Source organism: Nocardia sp. NPDC051929 (assembly GCF_044548645.1).
GTDB lineage: Bacteria > Actinomycetota > Actinomycetes > Mycobacteriales > Mycobacteriaceae > Nocardia > Nocardia sichangensis.
This window is the reverse complement of the sequence record NZ_JBIUCG010000016.1, coordinates 119,231-136,619: the sequence shown is the minus strand read 5'-3', so window position 1 is coordinate 136,619 and position 17,389 is coordinate 119,231. Positions and strand designations below refer to the sequence as shown.

At 69.2% G+C, this 17,389-nt stretch carries 14 protein-coding genes and 1 pseudogene; 10 read left to right on the top strand and 5 right to left on the bottom strand.

Going from position 1 to position 17,389, the window contains the following annotated elements; genetic code table 11:
• The first annotated feature begins 50 nt into the window (after positions 1–50).
• The 8 genes and pseudogenes from ACIHAX_RS22695 (at position 51) to ACIHAX_RS22660 (ending at position 11,104) form a co-directional block, all read left to right on the top strand.
• A complete protein-coding gene (locus ACIHAX_RS22695) occupies positions 51–1,292 on the top strand; it encodes a branched-chain amino acid ABC transporter substrate-binding protein (protein ID WP_379255589.1) in 1,242 nt (413 codons plus the stop codon).
• A gap of 93 nt (positions 1,293–1,385) precedes the next feature.
• Positions 1,386–2,423 carry a branched-chain amino acid ABC transporter permease gene (locus ACIHAX_RS22690; RefSeq protein WP_355078248.1) on the top strand — a complete coding sequence of 346 codons (1,038 nt, stop codon included), beginning with the start codon at positions 1,386–1,388 and terminating at the stop codon, positions 2,421–2,423.
• Entirely contained in the window at positions 2,420–3,838 is a 1,419-nt protein-coding gene (locus ACIHAX_RS22685; RefSeq protein WP_355078247.1) for a branched-chain amino acid ABC transporter permease, read from the top strand. The genes ACIHAX_RS22690 and ACIHAX_RS22685 overlap by 4 nt, the downstream gene beginning before the upstream one ends.
• Positions 3,835–4,767: pseudogene (locus ACIHAX_RS22680) on the top strand (ABC transporter ATP-binding protein); the annotation flags it as partial. The gene ACIHAX_RS22685 and the pseudogene ACIHAX_RS22680, both read left to right, overlap by 4 nt.
• A 186-nt stretch (positions 4,768–4,953) precedes the next feature.
• Positions 4,954–5,649, top strand: a complete 696-nt coding sequence (locus tag ACIHAX_RS22675) for an ABC transporter ATP-binding protein (protein WP_245562527.1) — start codon at positions 4,954–4,956, stop codon at positions 5,647–5,649.
• Between the two features lie 224 nt (positions 5,650–5,873).
• Positions 5,874–7,550: a DUF885 domain-containing protein gene (locus ACIHAX_RS22670; RefSeq protein ID WP_397279413.1), complete on the top strand. Its 1,677-nt coding sequence runs from the start codon at positions 5,874–5,876 to the stop codon at positions 7,548–7,550.
• A 115-nt stretch (positions 7,551–7,665) separates the two neighbouring features.
• Positions 7,666–10,410, top strand: coding sequence for a DNA polymerase I (polA, locus tag ACIHAX_RS22665; RefSeq protein ID WP_397279411.1), 2,745 nt, complete (start codon positions 7,666–7,668; stop codon positions 10,408–10,410).
• 199 nt (positions 10,411–10,609) lie between these two features.
• Positions 10,610–11,104, top strand: coding sequence for a carbonic anhydrase (locus tag ACIHAX_RS22660; RefSeq protein ID WP_355078244.1), 495 nt, complete (start codon positions 10,610–10,612; stop codon positions 11,102–11,104).
• 69 nt (positions 11,105–11,173) lie between these two features.
• Here ACIHAX_RS22660 and ACIHAX_RS22655 read toward each other — a convergent pair whose 3' ends face one another.
• Positions 11,174–11,488: a DUF6191 domain-containing protein gene (locus tag ACIHAX_RS22655; RefSeq protein ID WP_355078243.1), complete on the bottom strand. Its 315-nt coding sequence runs from the start codon at positions 11,486–11,488 to the stop codon at positions 11,174–11,176.
• 426 nt (positions 11,489–11,914) lie between these two features.
• Here ACIHAX_RS22655 and ACIHAX_RS22650 point away from each other — a divergent pair, with 426 nt between their 5' ends.
• On the top strand, positions 11,915–12,352 hold the full coding sequence (locus tag ACIHAX_RS22650; RefSeq protein WP_355078242.1) for a 2-keto-3-deoxygluconate kinase: 438 nt from the start codon (positions 11,915–11,917) through the stop codon (positions 12,350–12,352).
• Between the two features lie 162 nt (positions 12,353–12,514).
• On the opposite strand, the gene trxA is transcribed toward ACIHAX_RS22650, so the two are convergent.
• Both trxA and ACIHAX_RS22640 read right to left on the bottom strand, forming a co-directional pair.
• The gene (trxA, locus tag ACIHAX_RS22645; protein ID WP_355078241.1) at positions 12,515–12,886 is read right to left on the bottom strand and encodes a thioredoxin; all 372 of its coding nucleotides are present in this window, start codon (positions 12,884–12,886) and stop codon (positions 12,515–12,517) included.
• Positions 12,887–12,933: 47 nt separating this feature from the next.
• On the bottom strand, positions 12,934–13,464 hold the full coding sequence (locus ACIHAX_RS22640; protein ID WP_355078240.1) for a 2'-5' RNA ligase family protein: 531 nt from the start codon (positions 13,462–13,464) through the stop codon (positions 12,934–12,936).
• 79 nt (positions 13,465–13,543) lie between these two features.
• Between ACIHAX_RS22640 and ACIHAX_RS22635 the strand changes: the two genes are divergently transcribed.
• The gene (locus ACIHAX_RS22635) at positions 13,544–14,638 is read left to right on the top strand and encodes an isocitrate/isopropylmalate family dehydrogenase (RefSeq protein WP_355078239.1); all 1,095 of its coding nucleotides are present in this window, start codon (positions 13,544–13,546) and stop codon (positions 14,636–14,638) included.
• Between the two features lie 3 nt (positions 14,639–14,641).
• Here the strand turns inward: ACIHAX_RS22635 and ACIHAX_RS22630 are convergent, their stop codons facing one another.
• Together ACIHAX_RS22630 and ACIHAX_RS22625 are read right to left on the bottom strand one after the other, a co-directional pair.
• A complete protein-coding gene (locus ACIHAX_RS22630; RefSeq protein ID WP_397279407.1) occupies positions 14,642–15,937 on the bottom strand; it encodes a diacylglycerol/lipid kinase family protein in 1,296 nt (431 codons plus the stop codon).
• Positions 15,938–15,972: 35 nt separating this feature from the next.
• Entirely contained in the window at positions 15,973–17,385 is a 1,413-nt protein-coding gene (locus ACIHAX_RS22625; RefSeq protein WP_397279405.1) for a hypothetical protein, read from the bottom strand.
• Positions 17,386–17,389 lie beyond the last annotated feature (4 nt).

Sequence of the window (17,389 nt, the reverse complement as noted above, 5' to 3'; positions counted from 1 at the left end):
CGGCCTCCTCGGCGATCCCGGGGGAGCACAGAACTTAGATGAGGTGAAACGTGCTTAGTTCGACATGGCGCAGTCGCTCGACGCGAGCTGTTCTGGCCGTCGGCGCCGCCGCCGCGCTGGTGCTGACGGGTTGTAGCGACAAATCCACCAGCAGCGGTTCGGATTCCTCGGGTACCAGCGGGGCGGGCGGCCTCTCCATCCAGCCGGTTCTGCAGGTCGACCAGCAGGGCAAGGAAGTGCCGAAGGCCGACGCGGCCACGGCGGCCGATCCCGCAGGCGACGGCAAGGCGACCTGCGCGCCGGGCACGGCCATCGCGATGGCGGGCGCGCTGACCGGCCCCGACGCCGCGCTCGGCATCAACATCGTCAACGGCGTCAAGCTGGCCCTGGACAAGCACAACAAGGCCAACCCCGGCTGCAAGATCGAGCTCAAGCAGTTCGACACCGAGGGCGACCCGCAGAAGGCCACCCAGGTGATCCCGCAGATCGTCAACGACCGCTCGATCATCGGCCTGGTCGGTCCCGCCTTCTCCGGTGAGACGAAGGCGACCGGCAAGATCCTCAGCGACGCGGGCCTGGTCTCGGTCACTTCGTCGGCGACCAACGCGACGCTGACCCAGAACGGCTGGACCACCTTCTTCCGCGGTCTGGCCAACGACGACGTGCAGGGTCCCTCGGTGGCGAAGTACCTGGTAAACAGTGCCGGCTACAAGAAGGTCTGCGTCATCCAGGACAACACCGACTACGGCACCGGCCTGGCGAAGTCCATCACCGAAGGCCTCGGCGCCGCCGCTGACCCGGCGTGCGCGGCCAGCATCAAGAAGGGCGACAAGGACTTCTCCGCGACGGTCACCAAGGTGGCGGCGGCGAATCCGGACGCCATCTTCTACTCCGGCTACTACTCCGAGGCCGCGCCGCTGGCCCAGCAGTTGAAGTCCGGTGGCGTGAAGGCGGTCTTCGTCTCCGCCGACGGCACCAACGACCCGCAGTTCGTCGCCCAGGCGGGCAGCGCGGCCAAGGGCGCGAAGCTGTCGTGCCCGTGCGGTCCCGCCCCGGAGAAGTTCGCCAAGGACTACGAGGCGCTCAACGGTCAGGCGCCGGGCGTCTACTCGGTCGAGGCCTACGACCTCACCACGATCCTGGCCAAGGGCATCGACGGCGGGAAGGTCACCCGCCCGGACCTGCTCGACTATGTGCGGACGTACGACGGTGCCGGCCTCGCGCGTCAGTACAAGTGGAACCCGAACGGTGAACTGTCGAACGCGCTGATCTGGGTGTACGAGGTCAAGTAGCCCGGGATCCCGGGCGCACGGCACGTACGGGGATTCGGACGAATCCCCGTACGTGCCGTTGTTCGGTGGGCGAATGGATGAGGGCAGAAATAAATGAAACAAACGGCATTGGCCGCCGGGGTACAACTCGCGGCCGGCTCGGTCGACTTCAACTACGAGGGCCTGATCGATAATTTCTGGCGGCTGACCGTCGACGGCGTGACCTATGGCGCCATCTATGCCTTGGTCGCCGTGGGCTACACCTTGGTGTACGGCGTATTGCGGCTGATCAATTTCGCCCATTCGGAAATTTTCATGCTCGGGTTGTTCGGCCAGTTGATCGGATTGATGATCTTCGGATTCACGGCAGGCCCCGACGCCTACACCCAGGGCGTGGCGCTCACGGTCGTGTACCTGGGCTTGGCGATGGTGGTGGGCATGCTCGTATCCGGAGGCGCGGCCGTCGGATTGGAGCGGGTGGCCTATCGTCCGCTGCGCAAGCGCGGCGCCAAACCGCTGGCCTTCCTGATCACCGCGATCGGCATGTCGTTCGTCCTCCAGGAACTGGTGCACTTCGTGCTGCCGAAGATCCGCCCCGATCTCGGCGGCACCAACGCGCAGCAGGCCATCCGGCTCGTCGAGCCCACCGTGCAGTTCAGTTTCGGCGGCGCGGACGTCACCAACATCATGCTGCTCATCGTGATCGCGGCCGTGGCGCTGGCGATCGTCACCGAGGTCCTGATCAACCGGACCAAGTTCGGGCGCGGTATCCGCGCCGTGGCGCAGGATCCCGACACCGCGACGTTGATGGGCGTTTCGCGGGAGCGGGTCATCATGCTGACCTTCCTCATCGGCGGTGTGCTCGCGGGCGCGGCGGCGATGCTGTACACGCTGAAGATCCCGAACGGGATCATCTACTCCGGCGGATTCATCCTCGGTATCAAGGCGTTCAGCGCCGCGGTGCTCGGCGGCATCGGCAACCTGCGCGGCGCGCTGCTGGGCGGTCTGGTGCTCGGCGTGGTGGAGCAGTACGGCCAGATGCTGTTCGGCACCGAGTGGCGTGACGTGGTCGCGTTCGTGGTGCTCGTTCTGGTGCTGATGGTTCGCCCGACGGGCATCCTCGGCGAGAGTCTCGGAAGGGCGCGCGCATGACCGACACGACTACGACGGCGTCCACGCCGGACCCCGCGCGCCGCGGCCTCGGGGACGCGATCCGGACCTGGTGGGACGGCTTGAGCAGGCCCGCGCAGTGGGGCGTCGGCGTCCCGATCCTGCTCCTGCTCGCCTTGCTCCCGCTGTTCCCGCCGCCGCTGCTGAACACCCCTTCCTACAATTTCGGCCTGGTGATGGCGCAGGTCGCGATGTACGCGCTGCTGGCCATCGGCCTCAATGTCGTGGTCGGGCAGGCGGGCCTGCTCGATCTCGGCTACGTCGGCTTCTACGCGGTCGGCGCCTACACCGTCGGCCTGCTCACCAGCCCCAACAGCCCGTGGAACCAGACCGACGGCGGCTGGCTCGATCCGAAATGGGCCTGGCTGGCGTGCCTGCCGATCGCGGTCGCGGTGACCGCGGTGTCCGGTCTGATCCTCGGTTCGCCGACGCTGCGCCTGCGCGGCGACTACCTGGCGATCGTGACGCTCGGCTTCGGTGAGATCGTCCGGTTGCTCGCGGAGAACCTCACCGAGATCACCAACGGCAGCCTCGGCCTGTCGGGTGTCGCGTACCCGCACGTCGGCGAGTCCGCGAGCAGACCGGAAGGCGTGTTCTCCGGCGGCAACAGCGGCAACCCGGACAGCGCCGACCTGCTCGACCGCGCCGGCTACGGCACCTATTGGTACTGGCTCGGCATGGTGCTGGTGGTGATCGTGCTGCTCTTGGTCGGGAACCTGGAGCGCAGCCGCGTCGGCCGCGCTTGGGTCGCCATCCGCGAGGACGAGGACGCGGCCGAGATCATGGGCGTGCCGACGTTCAAGTTCAAGCTGTGGGCGTTCATGATCGGCGCCGCGGTGGGCGGCATGTCCGGCGCGATCTACGCCGGACAGGTGCAGTTCATCAATCCCACCGGGTTCAACATCATCAACTCGATGCTGTTCCTGTGCGCGGTGGTCATCGGCGGGCAAGGCAACAAGCTCGGGGTGATCTTCGGCGCGTTCGTGATCGCCTATCTGCCCGCAAGGTTGCAGTCGGTGAACCTGGTGAGCAACGAGTCGACCGGGTACGTCCTGCTGGCGATCGATGTCGCGGTGTTCGTCGCGCTGATCGTCGCGTGGCGGCTGTGGTCGGGCCGGCTGAGCGTATGGCCGCGGCGCGGCGTGATCACCGCGATGGTGGTGACCGGCGTGCTGGCATTGCTGCTGCTCGGCAGTGTGCTGCTGTTCCGCAAGGGCGGCGCGCAGTCGCTGGGCGACCTCAAATATCTGTACTTCGGCATCGCGTTGGTGGTGATGATGATTCTGCGTCCGCAGGGTCTGTTCCCGGTGCGGCAGAAGCTGCTCACCTACGGCAGGCAGGTGTACCAGGCCGTGCGCAGACCGGCCCCCGTCGAGCCGATCGGAGCGGGCCGATGACCGGGCCGGGTGCGGGCGACGCGCTGTTCGACAACGAGGACATGGCCGCGGGCTACGCTGCCGAGCCACAGGCCGAGTCCGCGGGCACGGTCGACGTCACCCAGGTGATCCCGGAACTCGCCGACGCGGAGGCCGTGGCGGAAGTGGTCGCCCCGCGCCGCGAGATCGAGACCGCGGTGGGTGCGCCGCTGCTGCGGACCGAGGGCCTCACGGTGCAGTTCGGCGGGCTCACCGCGCTGGACCAGGTGAGCTTCGAGATCCGCCGCGGCGAGATCCTCGGTCTCATCGGACCCAACGGCGCCGGCAAGACCACGTGCTTCAACGCGATCACCGGCGTCTACCAACCCGCCTCCGGACTGGTCTACTTCGACGGCAAACCGCTGACCAAGACCAAACGCAACGCGATCACTCGCCTCGGCATCGCCCGCACGTTCCAGAACGTGCGCCTGTTCGGTGAGATGACCGCGCTGGAGAACGTCGTGGTCGGCACCGACGCGCGGCACAAGACCTCGGTGCCGGGCGCGGTGTTCCGGACGCCGCGGCATCGGCGCGAGGAACGCGACGCCATCGAGCGCGGTATGGCGCTGCTGGAGTTCGTCGGGATCGCTCCGCGCGCGGTGGAGAAGGCGCGCAACCTGTCCTACGGCGACCAGCGTCGCCTGGAGATCGCCCGCGCGCTGGCCACCGAGCCGAAGCTGCTGTGCCTGGACGAGCCGGCGGCCGGGTTCAATCCGAGCGAGAAGTCCGCGCTCATGGACCTGATCCGCAAGATCCGCGACGACGGGTTCACCGTGCTGCTCATCGAGCACGACATGCGGCTGGTGATGGGCGTGACCGACCGGATCGTGGTGCTGGAGTTCGGCCGCAAGATCGCCGACGGGCTCCCCGGGGACATCAAGGACGACCCCGCCGTGATCGCCGCGTATCTCGGCGTGCCGGACGCCGAAGCGGTCGAAACCGGCTCCGCCACGGGCGAAGACGGCGCGTCCGGGGATGTCGCGCCGTCCGGGCCCGAGCCGGAGGCGGTGCCGCTCGCCAAGGCCGCGGCCACCGAGCCGGTGGCGGAGACGGCACGCGAGACCGCAGCGGGCACACCGCTGCTCGAAGTCGAGGGCATGGTCGTCAACTACGGCAGGATCCAAGCGCTGCACGGGATCTCGCTGACCGTCGCGGAGGGCGAGCTGGTCACCCTGCTCGGCGCCAACGGCGCGGGCAAGACGACCACGATGCGCGCGATGTCGGGACTGCTGCCGTTGACGCGTGGCCGGATCCTGTTCGAGGGTCGCGACATCACCCAGATGAAGGCGCACGAGCGGGTGCTGCACGGGTTGATCCAAGCGCCGGAGGGCCGGGGCGTCTTCCCCGGCATGACGGTGCAGGAAAACCTCGACATGGGTTGCTACGGAAGAGGTTTCAAGCAGAAGGCCGAGTACGACCGGACCTTGGAGTGGGTGTTCGAGCTCTTTCCCCGGTTGCTGGAGCGGCGCAAGCAGGTCGGCGGCACGCTCTCCGGCGGTGAGCAGCAGATGCTGGCCATCGCCCGCGCGCTGATGGCGCGGCCGCGGCTGCTGCTGCTCGACGAACCGTCGATGGGGTTGGCGCCCATGGTGATCCAGCAGATCTTCCGGATCATCGGCGAGATCAACCAGCAGGGCACCACGGTGCTGCTGGTGGAGCAGAACGCGCAGCAGGCGCTGGCCCGCAGCGACCGCGCCTACATCATGGAGACCGGTGAGGTCACCAAGACCGGCCGCGGCGCGGAATTGCTCACCGATCCCGCGGTGAAATCGGCGTATCTCGGCGTGGGCTAGGCGTACCTCCGCCTTCGCTGCGGCCATGCGCGGGCTGAGGACGGACTTCGTCCGGCTGCGCCGTTGAGGCGTACCTCCGCCTTCGCTGCGGCCATGCGCGGGCTGAGGACGGACTTCGTCCGACTGCGCCGATTAGGCGTACCTCCGCCTTCGCTAGGGCGGCTTCGCCTGGCTCGCCGCAGACTCCGGTGCCGCGCGGCCTGGCTCGAGGCATGATCGTGACCATGGATGGTCACGACGAGCTGATGAGCTTGGCCGATCGGTATTGGGACAGCGTCCTCGAGGCGGCGCCGAGCGAGGCGACCCTGCTCGGCGACCGCCGCTTCGACGATCGGATCGAGGATCTGTCCGTCGACGCCGAACAGCGGTTGCTGTCGACCTGGCGAGATCTGCTGCGCGCGGTCGACGCGCTCGACGCCGAGCGGTTGAGCCAGGGCGACCGCATCACCCGCAGCTTGCTGCGCACCGAATTGAACGGTGCGGTCGAGCATCTGGAGTGGCGGCCGCTGGAACTGGCCTCCGACCAGATGAACGGCGTGCACGCGGGCGTGCTGATGGTGGCGCCGCAGACGAACGCGCCGCGGCCGGAGCACGCGCTGGCGCTGGTACGCCGCTACCGCCAGTTCGGGGACATGCTCGGCCAGGCCGTGGAGCGGTTCCGCGCGGGACTGGCCGCGGGCCGCACGCCCGCCCGGATCGCCATCGAGCGCTCGCTCAATCAGCTGGACGGCTACCTGGATTCCGACGTAGCCGCCGATCCGTTCGTCACCTTCGCCGGTCCGGAGGGCTGGGACGGCGAGGCCGCATGGCGCTCGGAATTGTCCGAGGTGACGCGGGATGTCATCCGGCCTGCGTTCCAGGTCTACCGCGACGCGCTGTACGACGAGCTGCTGCCCGCCGCGCGTCCCGACGACCAGCCGGGCCTGTGCTGGCTCGGCGCCGACGGCGAGGACATCTACCGGCGGCTGCTGCGCCACCACACCACGCTGCCCGATCTCGGCGCCGACGAGATCCACGAACTCGGCCTCGCCGAGCTGGCGAAGCTGCGCGAGGAATACGCGACGGTGGGCGCGCGCCTGTTCGGCACCGGCGATCTCGGTGCGATCTTCGGTCGGCTGCGCGACGATCCCGCGCTGCGCTACGACGACGCCGAGCAGATCATGTTCGACGCCCGCCGCGCCCTGGCCGTGGCGACCGCCGAAATGGGGAACTGGTTCGGGCGCCTGCCGAAGGAGTCCTGCGACATCGTCCCGGTGCCGGAGTTCCTGGCCGCGGATTCGCCTGCGGCGTATTACTTCCCGCCGGCCGCCGACGGGTCCAGGCCGGGCACGTACTTCGTCAACCAGCACCATCCCTCCGGCCGTGGGCGCTTCGAGACCGCGTCGGTGGCCTACCACGAGGCGATCCCCGGTCATCATCTGCAACTCACCATCGCCAACGAACTCGATCACCTGCCGCGTTTCCAGCGCCAGTCCTTCGCCAACACCGCGTTCGTCGAGGGCTGGGCGCTCTACACCGAGCGGCTTGCCGACGAGATGGGTTTGTACGAGGACGATCTCGGCCGCCTGGGCATGCTGGCGGGCGATTCCTGGCGCTCCTGCCGGTTGGTGGTCGACACCGGCCTGCACGCGAAAGGCTGGAGCAGGCAGCAGGCCATCGACTTCATGGTGGCCAACGCGCCGGTCGGGCTGGCCGAGATCACCGTGGAGGTGGACCGCTACATCGCGATGCCGGGGCAGGCGGTCGGCTACAAGATCGGGCAGCTGGAAATCCTGCGCCAGCGGGTGGCGGCCACCGAGCGGCTCGGCGCGGACTTCGACATCAAGGCCTTCCACGACGTGGTGCTCGGCTCCGGATCGGTGAGTCTGCCGGTGCTGCGGGAACTGGCGGGCACACTCTGACGGCGCGGGGCGCGACCGGTACTCGCGCCCCGCGGACCGGAATCCGGTCCCGGCGGCTCCGGCTGCCGGGTGTCGGCGTATCGCCTTGTCGGTGCCGGTCCCTAGACTCTGGGGCGTGAGTTCACCCACGACCGCTCCGCGTCCTGCCCCCGCGTCCGGCTCCGGCGATCCCGGCTCGGGAGACCGGCCGACGCTGCTGTTGCTGGACGGGCATTCGATCGCCTATCGCGCGTTCTTCGCGCTACCGGCGGAGAATTTCAAGACGGTCACCGGGCAGACCACCAACGCGGTCTACGGCTTCACCGCGATGCTGATCAACCTGCTGCGCGACGAGAAGCCGACGCACGTGGCCGCGGCGTTCGACGTGTCGCGCCAGACCTTCCGCGCCGAGGCGTATCCGGAGTACAAAGCCAACCGCACCACCACGCCGGACGAGTTCCGCGGACAGGTGGAACTCACCAAGGACGTATTGGGCGCGCTGGGCATTCCGGTGATGGCGATCGAGGGCTTCGAGGCCGACGACATCATCGCCACGCTCACCACGCAGGCGACGGCCGCGGGTTTCCGCGTGCTCATCGTCACCGGCGACCGGGACTCCATCCAGTTGGTGAACGAGAACGTCACGGTGCTGTACCCGCGCAAGGGCGTGTCCGACCTCACCCGGTTCACCCCTGACGAAGTGATGGCCAAATACGGCCTCACACCCAACCAGTACCCCGACTACGCGGCGCTGCGCGGCGATCCGAGTGACAACCTGCCCGGCATTCCCGGCGTGGGGGAGAAGACCGCGGCCAAGTGGATCCGCGAGTACGGCGACCTGAACACGCTGGTCGAGAAGGTCGACCAGGTGAAAGGCAAGGTCGGCGACGCGCTGCGGGCCAATCTGAGCAGCGTGGTGCTCAACCGGCAGCTCACCGAGCTGATGCGGGAGGTGCCGCTGCCGTACACCCCCGATCAGCTGGCGCAGGGGCCGTGGGATCGAGAGAAGATCCATCAGCTGTTCGACGATCTCGAGTTCCGCGTGCTGCGCGACCGGCTGTTCGAGACGCTGGCTCCGCCGGAGCCGGAGGCGGAGGCCGGTTTCGAGATCAGCGGCGGCGCGCTGGAGATCGGCGCGGTCGCGGACTGGCTCGCCGAGCACGCGAAAGCCGGTGTGCGCCACGGTATCTCGATCCTCGGCACCGGCTCCCCGGCCGGCGGTGACGTTCGTGCGCTCGCCATCGCCGCGGGTGACGGCGAGAGCGGCTACATCGACGTCACGGTGCTCACCCCCGAGGACGAGGCGGCGCTGGGCGCCTGGCTGGCCGACCCGGCCGTGCCGAAGGCGCTGCACGAGGCCAAGGCCGCCCTGCACGCCCTGCGCGGCCGCGGCTGGGCACTGGGCGGGCTGACCAGCGACACCGCGCTGGCGGCGTATCTGGTCCGCCCGGGCCAGCGCACGTTCAACCTCGACGACCTGTCACTGCGCTACCTGCACCGCGAGTTGCGCGCCGAGACCGGCGAGACCGCGCAGCTGTCGCTGCTCGACGACGAGGACGCCGTCGACGCCGAGCTCGCGCGGGCGCAGATGCTGCGCGCGCGTGCCGTCGCCGACCTGGCCGACGCGCTCGACGGGGAACTGGCCCAGATCGAGTCCACCCCGCTGCTGGCGGACATGGAGCTGCCGCTGCTGGGTGTGCTGTCCACCTTGGAGGAAGCGGGCATCGCGGTGGACACCGACCAGTTGGCGACGCTGCAGCGGCAGTTCGCCGACCGGGTGGCCGAGGCGGCCGAGGCGGCCTACGAGGTGATCGGCAAGCAGATCAACCTGGGCTCGCCCAAGCAGTTGCAGGTGGTGTTGTTCGACGAGCTGGACATGCCGAAGACCAAGCGCACCAAGACCGGCTACACCACCGACGCGGACGCGCTGGAATCGCTCTACGAGAAGACCCAGCACCCCTTCCTGGAGCATCTGCTCACGCACCGCGACGCCACGCGCTTGAAGGTCACCGTCGACGGCCTGCTCAAGTGCGTCGCCGAGGACGGTCGCATCCACACCACGTTCAACCAGACGATCGCGGCCACCGGGCGGCTGTCCTCCACCGAACCGAACTTGCAGAACATCCCGATCCGCACCGATACCGGCAGGCAGATCCGCGACACCTTCGTGGTCGGCTCCGGGTACCAGTCGCTGATGACCGCCGACTACAGCCAGATCGAGATGCGGATCATGGCGCACCTGTCCGGGGACGAGGGCCTGATCGAGGCGTTCAACTCGGGGGAGGACCTGCACAGCTTCGTGGCGTCGAAGGCCTTCGACATCCCGATCTCCGAGGTGAGCCCGGAACTGCGCCGCCGGATCAAGGCGATGTCCTACGGCCTGGCCTACGGGTTGAGCTCCTACGGTCTGTCCGCGCAGCTGAAGATCAGCACCACCGAGGCGAAGGAGCAGATGGAGGTCTACTTCGCCCGCTTCGGCCGCATCCGCGACTATCTGTACGAGGTGGTGGAGCAGGCACGCAAGGTCGGCTACACCGAGACGCTGTTCGGCCGCCGCCGGTACCTGCCCGATCTGGATTCCAGCAACCGGCAGCGCCGGGAGGCCGCCGAACGGATGGCGCTCAACGCCCCCATCCAGGGCACCGCGGCCGACATCATCAAGGTGGCGATGATCAACGTGCACCGGGCGATGCGCGAGGCGGGTTTGCGCTCCAGGATGCTGTTGCAGATCCACGACGAACTGCTGTTCGAGGTCGCCGACGGGGAACGAGAGACGCTCGAGGCGCTGGCGTGTGAGCAGATGTCCGCCGCGATCGCCCTCTCGGTGCCGCTGGAGGTCTCCGTCGGCGTCGGCCGCAGCTGGGACTCCGCCGCGCACTGACCGGCGCGGGCACACCGCACCGACATGCCGGGCCCCACCGCACGGGCCCGGCATCGGGCATCCCGAGAGCTATCATCGGGCCACCGCGCGCAAGTAAACGAATCACGGTGAACGGGATCCATGTCCCGTGCCGCGCGGCCACCTACCGTGGGGCTGGTCATACATAGGGATTCACGCATACCGAGCGCAGGGATGGCCCATGACTGTCACCGATGAGTACCTGGAGAACAACGCGGCGTACGCGAGCACCTTCCAAGGCCCGCTGCCGCTGCCGCCCGCGAAGGGCGTGGCCGTGGTCGCGTGTATGGACGCGCGGCTCAATGTCTACGGCGCGCTCGGCCTCGCCGAGGGCGAGGCGCACGTCATCCGCAACGCCGGCGGCGTCGTCACAGCCGACGAGATCCGCTCGCTGGCCATCAGCCAGCGGCTGCTGGGAACCAGGGAGATCATCCTGATCCACCACACCGACTGCGGCATGCTCACCTTCACCGACGACGACTTCAAGGCGAGCATCCAGGAGGAGACCGGCATCAAGCCCGAGTGGTCGGCTGAGGCTTTCTCGGACCTGGAAACCGATGTGCGCCAATCGATCGCGCGCATCGTCGCGAGCCCGTTCGTGCCGCACAAGGACTCCATCCGCGGCTTCGTCTTCGACGTCGCCACCGGAAAGCTGAACGAGGTTCTGCCCCGATAGGGACGAATTTCACACTGCGCCAGTGGGATCCGGGTGAAGTCACCCGGATCGCACTGCGTGTGGCGTATTTCACGAGGGCTGTCGCACGATCAGGCGCGCCGATCCGGCGCCGAGATCCACCTCGTCGCGGGGTGGCGCGCCGTCGGATGCGTCCTCCCGATGCATCAGCGTCGTCATCCGCTGCTCGAACTCGTGGTGCTTGCCGCCTTGGAAAACCGCCGTGACCTCTTCGAACCCCGCCGCCGCGACCGGAAGCCCCGACCGCTTGCGAGTCCAGGGCAGCGCGCGGCCGCCGGTGAGTTTGTTCCAGGCGACTTCGGCGAAGGCGAACAGGATGAGCAGGACGGCCAGACCGGGAATGGTCATCGCCACGAGGAGACCCATGTCACCGACGCTACCCTTGCCCTGGCCGCACCGCGCTGAACTGCACGTTTGATACTCGCCAGTAGACAATTCGGGCATCGAATGTGGTTGCTATTGCGCCGCGATGTCCCTATCCTCGATGCCGTGCCGAAACCCGCCGACCGCCGCAACGCAGCGCTCCATGTCGCAGACCGCGACAGCGCTTTGCTTTCGGCGTCGCTCATCGGGCCCTCCGTGGCAACGCAGGCTACCGCCTCCGTGTCCGAGGATCGCGCCGAGCTACTTCCGCTCACCGCGATGGTGGCGCCGCTTCCCCGAGTTCTCGTAGTAGCCCGCCGTAGCGGGGTCTGATTCGGGCCGGCCCCCTCGCTGCGGGCATTTCCACTTGTTAGTGCTGGTCCCCTCTGTCAACTGAGCCACGACATTCTTCGGGAAGACCTACTTTCAATGACCATCCTGACTCTTGATACAGACATGTTCCAGGCCGCCGCGCCCAAGGGCCTACGGGCCGAAGCCACCGGGCTGACCTCGGCGCAGTTCCACAGCCGTTACTGCGCGCACGGCGGTCCGATCCGGCTCGGCGAGTGGTCGCCCGCGGGCGCCAGAACCGCGGAGTTCACCGCCACGCTGGAGTTCGCCGGGCATCTGCGGACCGTCGTCGCCACCGGCAGCCCCGTCGCGGCGATGACCTCGGCCCTCTACGAGGAGGGCTACCCCGTCGAGATCCTGCAATTCCACCAGCGGCGCACCGCCGAGGGCACCGCCACCTTCGTGCAGTGCGAATGCAACGGCAGGCGCGGCTGGGGCGCGGCGATCGCCGACGACGGCGCCGAGTCGACGGTCCGCGCCATGATCGCGGGCGTCAACCTGCTCGGCGTGTCCTGACATCGGGTCATTCGGCCTCGGGGCGGCGGCCTGCCGCGCCCCGAGGTTCGCGCCCGGCCACTGACGTGCGACAGGCCCGGACACGGACTGCCGCTTTCGCGTGTCCGTCCCCGGGCCCGAGTGAATTCCGTTGTGGCGCAGTGCCGCACCGCGCCACGCGAACTACTGTTCGGCCTTCTGCTGCTCGGCGAGCTGCTTGCGCACCTCGTCCATGTCCAGCGCCTTGACCTGGGTCACCAGGTCCTCGAGCGCCGCGGGCGGCAGCGCGCCGGGCTGCGCGAACACCAGCACGCCCTCCCGGAAAGCCATGATGGTCGGGATGGAGCGGATGTTGGCAGCCGCCGCGAGGCCCTGCTCGGATTCGGTGTCGACCTTTCCGTGCACCACGTCGGGGTGCTTGGTGGAGGAGGCCTCGAAAGTCGGTGCGAAACTCTTGCACGGGCCGCACCAATCGGCCCAGAAATCGACGAGTACCACGTCGTTTCCGGTGACTACCTCATCGAAATTGTGCTGGGTCAGCGTCTGGGTGGCCATGACGTCCTCTCGTTTCGGTGTGCCTGCTACAACGCGGGCTGCCTCGGTTATCTTCCACGACGGATCCGGCCGACCGGCCACTCGCGTCGCTGATCCCCGTCCCATCGACGGATACCCAGCACCGTCGCGGGGAAATCCCGGTCCCGCGCGACGGCGTGGATGGCCTCGCCGAGCTGGTGCGGGGGCACCCGCCTGGCGAGGGTGATGTGCGGGGTCCACGCGTCCGGATGCAGGTTGGCCGGAACGCCGGGGCACGGGGAGATCGTGTGGAAGATCCGGCGGTGCAGGGCGAGCAGTGCCTCGGACGGGACCACCATCCGCACCAGGATGGAGCGGCGGGCGCCGAAGACCACCAGCCCGCCGAGCCGCACGGGGATCGGCGCGAAGGCCTGCTCGTCCAGTGCCTGCTCGATGCGCGGCCAGATCTGCCTGGCCACCCCTGCGGTGATGTGCGGGCGGTTGGACTCGTCGGTGCGCGCGGCGAGGCTCGGCACGCCTGCTTCCGCCAGCAGTTGCCACTGGCGGCGGATCTCCGTGTCGGCGGCCTCGTCGAGGAGTAGTTCGACCGACTGCACCATGGTCTCCCGAAGGTAGCCGCAACCGGCGTGTCCGCGGGCCGGTTCCGGCGGCCGGGCGCGCCGGCGGGAGGATGTCCCGGTGAACGACGTGAAGCGACCCCGGGCGCACCGGGCACTGCGACTCGGCCTGATCGACGGCGACGGCATCGGCCCCGAGGTGGTGCGATCCGCCAGGCAGGTCGTCGACGAGGCGCTGTCCGCGGCGGGCGCCGCCCCGGTCGAGTGGGTGCCACTGGCCATGGGACACCAGGCCATCGCCGAGTTCGGCACTCCGCTGCCCGAGCAGACGCTCGAGCAGCTGGCCGGTGTGGACGCGTGGATTCTCGGCCCGCACGACAACGCGTCCTATCCGGCCGAACATCGCGTCGCGCCGGGCGGGGTGATCCGCAAGCATTTCGACCTCTACGCCAACATCCGTCCCGCCCGGGCCTTCGCGGGTGTGCACGCGGCGGCCCCGGATATCGACCTGGTGATCGTGCGGGAGAACAGCGAGGGGTTCTATGCCGACCGCAACATGTTCGCCGGGTCGGGGGAATTCCGGCCGACGCCGGACATCGCGATGTCGGTCGGACTGGTGACCCGGGCCGCCTGCGAGCGGATCGCGCATCAGGCGTTCCGGCTGGCCGCGACCCGGCGCAAACGGGTGACGATCGTGCACAAGGCCAACGTCCTGCCCCTGACCATGGGCCTGTTCCGCGACGTCTGCCGTGCGGTCGGCCAGGACTACCCGGGAATCGAGGTCGACGAGGAACACGTCGACGCGGCGGCCGCGCACTTGGTCCGCGCCGCCTCCGACTACGACGTCCTGGTCACCGAGAACCTGTTCGGCGACATCCTGTCCGACCTGGCCGGTGAGTTGAGCGGATCGCTCGGGCTGGCCGCGTCGCTCAACTGTTCGGCCACCGCGGCCATGGCGCAGGCGGTGCACGGCGCGGCCCCGTCGCTGGCCGGGCACAACCGGGCGAACCCGGTGGCGCTGCAACTGTCGGCGGCGATGCTCTTGCGCTGGCTGGCGACCCGGGACGCCGAGATGGCCCTGGCGCGGGCGGGCGAGCGGATCGAACGCGCCGTCGCCGCGACCTTCGAGGCGGGCATCGCCACCGCCGACCTCGGCGGACTGGCATCCACCAGCGAATTCACCGAGCAGGTTTGCGCCAGGGTGCATCGCAGGTAGCGGTCAGCGAAATTTGCGCGGCCCGGCCAGTTCTCGCAACCGCGCCCAGTTCAGCGTCGGTGGCGGCACCCGCGTGCCCGGCCGGGTCCGCGGCACCCGCACCCGCAGCGCGCCCGGCGAGATCGCGCAGCGCACCGGCGTTTCGAGGCGGAGGGATTCGCCGTCCACACCGGCCGGGATCTCGGCCCGGTCCGCGTCGACGACCACCTCGGTGGCGGTGAGCCGCACCAGACCGCGATCGTGCGCCCTCCGCAGCAGGCCCACCGCTTGGCGCGTGCTCGCCACCGTGACCGTCACCACGCCGAGCAGCCCCGCGTCCAACCGGGCGCGGCGGCCGAGGCCCGCGAGATCGCCGGTGGCGTAAGGGCCGTTGCTGACCAGGACCGCCTGGGGCCCGTCCACGGACACGTTGCCGATGCGCGCTCGCAACCCGGTGTCGGAGCCACGTCCGAGCAGGTCGGGTAGCAGGCGCAACACGGTCCCGGTCTTGTCGTCGCGATACTGCGGACTCCGCACCACCTCCGCGTAGACGCCGAAGGAGGCGTTGTTGACGAACGTGCGCCCGTTGACGGTGCCGAGGTCGACCAGGATCTCGACACCGTCGCGCAGCGCAGCCAAGCCCGCGGCCGGGTTCTTCGTATCCAGTCCGAGATCCCGCGCGAAATGGTTTCGCGTACCGGCGCCGAGCACCACGAACGGTAGCCGGTGTTCCGCGGCGACCGCCGCGACCGAGGCCTGCGTTCCGTCGCCGCCTGCCACGCCGAGGAGGTCGGCGCCCCGCTGAACCGCTCGCCGGGCCAGCGCGGCGACATCGGTGGGATGCGACCCGGACAGCAGCGCCACTTCGGCGCCGAGTTCCCTGGCCTTGCGTGGCAGCTCGAACTCGACCACCTTGCCCCCGCCGGAGCGGGGATTCATCACCAGGAACGGGTGTTGTGCCGGGGCGGCGGGGAACTCGGGCAGTCGCGACTCGCCTGGATCGTTCCGCAATGCCCGGCGTGCGCACGCCACGGCCACCGCGACCAGGGCTCCGGAGACCAGCACCACCCACAGCTGACGCTCCCGGACGAAGAGAAGCGCCACCGCGACCGGCGCCAGGATCGCCAGAGCCGCCGAAGCGACCCGCACCGCGCCACGGTTGACCAAGGACCAGTAGATTCCGGCGACGCCGACCGCGACGCCGCCCGTCACGGCGATCAGCAAGGTGAGCAGACCGAGCAGCCCGGCCACCGCGAGTGGCAGCACGGCCGCGGCGATCACGGCGGCGAATGCCGCCCTGGCCCACCACTGCCCAGCCATCGGCGGCTGCGCCGAGCGGCGCTCCGCTCCCGCCATCACGTACCGGTCCCGGCCGTGGCCCCGTCCTTCGTTTCGGGCTCGGCTGGTTGTTGCCAGGCCCGAGCGGGACGAATCAACAGCTCCAGCAGGAGCAGCGCCAGCAGCGCGCCCAGGACGATCCACACCACCACGAGACCGGTGGGGTACCGCCAGAACACCAGCAGCAGCGCGGCGATGCCGATGATCGCGCAGCGCAGCGCGGTGCGCGCCCGGAAAGCCCAGGTCTCCACGGGGTTCGGCGGACGCGATCGCCGCAGTCGCTGTACCGCGTCCATGGCACGCCCGAAATCGCGGCGCACCACGGTGGCCGAGGCCGAGCCTCCGGTGAGGTAAGCGCCCACCGCGATCGCGAGACCGAGCACGGCGACCCCGCGCAGCGCGGTCCGCAGCGGAACCAGCACCGTGTCGATGAGAACGGTGGCCGCGTCCGGGGACAGCACATCGGGCGGCATTCTGTCCAAATACACCGCTCGCGCGATCATCAGCGCGATCGCCAAGATCAGCATGCCCACCGCAAGCGCGAGACCCACGAAGGCCAGGGCGCGGCGGCGACGGCCGACGGGTGCCGCGGCGATCGCGGCCACAGCGGCCGCGATCGTCACCCACGGCAGCACTGCCGAAGCTTTGTCGAGATTGTCGACCGCCCGTTGCGCCCGTACCAGTTCCGGCGACCGGAACAACACGAACTGTTTGTCGACCGCGGGGATCTTCTCGGCGAACGTGAAGCCGCGATCGATCAGCCGCGCCTTGACGTTCTCGATCACGGTGCGCAGCGAGAGGCTCACCGTGCCGTTCTCGTCGACGGTCACCGACTGCGGGCCGACGTGGCCGGTCAGCACCCCCACCAGCGCGGTGTGGGCGGCGCGGTTGGCTTGCACCCACAGATCCTCGAACTGGTCGCTGCGCACGAACGACAGCACGGTGTCGTTGACGAAGCCGCGGGCCTGCTGCGTGATCACCGGCGCCAGACCCTCGACCGCCCGGTCCACCCGAGGCCGGTTCGCGGTCGCCGGAACGGCGTCGGTCAGCGCGGCCAGGGCGTCCGCGGTCAGGCCCTCGATGTCGACGCGAGCGAAGATCTCGTCGGTGACCGTGTCGGCCACCTCCGTCTGCAGCGCCGGATCCGACCCCAGCGGCGCCACCGTGCTCAGGTACCGGTCGGTGTCGAGGATCTCGCCGCGCACGAAGCGCGCCAGCACCGTGGTGATCGCCAGGACGGCGACCAGCACCGTCAATATCACCACCGCGGTCCACCGCCACGCATGCCGCGGTGGCCGCGACACCCGCGGCGGCGCGCCGCGCGCCTCCGTCCGCAGCGCGGCGACCTCGGCGCGCAGGCGCACGAGCTCGGCGCGTTCGTCCGCGCTCAGCCGACTTTCGGGTGCATTGTCACTCGCGTTGGAATCCATGGGT

Coding starts and splice junctions, on each gene's coding strand:
- ACIHAX_RS22685 (WP_355078247.1), top strand. CDS start 2,420: ATGACCGACACGACTACGACGGCGTCCACGCCGGACCCCGCGCGCCGC.
- trxA (WP_355078241.1), bottom strand. CDS start 12,886: ATGGCCACCCAGACGCTGACCCAGCACAATTTCGATGAGGTAGTCACC.
- ACIHAX_RS22630 (WP_397279407.1), bottom strand. CDS start 15,937: ATGGCTGGGCAGTGGTGGGCCAGGGCGGCATTCGCCGCCGTGATCGCC.
- ACIHAX_RS22650 (WP_355078242.1), top strand. CDS start 11,915: ATGACCATCCTGACTCTTGATACAGACATGTTCCAGGCCGCCGCGCCC.
- ACIHAX_RS22670 (WP_397279413.1), top strand. CDS start 5,874: ATGGATGGTCACGACGAGCTGATGAGCTTGGCCGATCGGTATTGGGAC.
- ACIHAX_RS22690 (WP_355078248.1), top strand. CDS start 1,386: ATGAAACAAACGGCATTGGCCGCCGGGGTACAACTCGCGGCCGGCTCG.
- ACIHAX_RS22640 (WP_355078240.1), bottom strand. CDS start 13,464: ATGGTGCAGTCGGTCGAACTACTCCTCGACGAGGCCGCCGACACGGAG.
- ACIHAX_RS22660 (WP_355078244.1), top strand. CDS start 10,610: ATGACTGTCACCGATGAGTACCTGGAGAACAACGCGGCGTACGCGAGC.
- ACIHAX_RS22625 (WP_397279405.1), bottom strand. CDS start 17,385: ATGGATTCCAACGCGAGTGACAATGCACCCGAAAGTCGGCTGAGCGCG.
- ACIHAX_RS22655 (WP_355078243.1), bottom strand. CDS start 11,488: ATGGGTCTCCTCGTGGCGATGACCATTCCCGGTCTGGCCGTCCTGCTC.
- ACIHAX_RS22675 (WP_245562527.1), top strand. CDS start 4,954: ATGGTCGTCAACTACGGCAGGATCCAAGCGCTGCACGGGATCTCGCTG.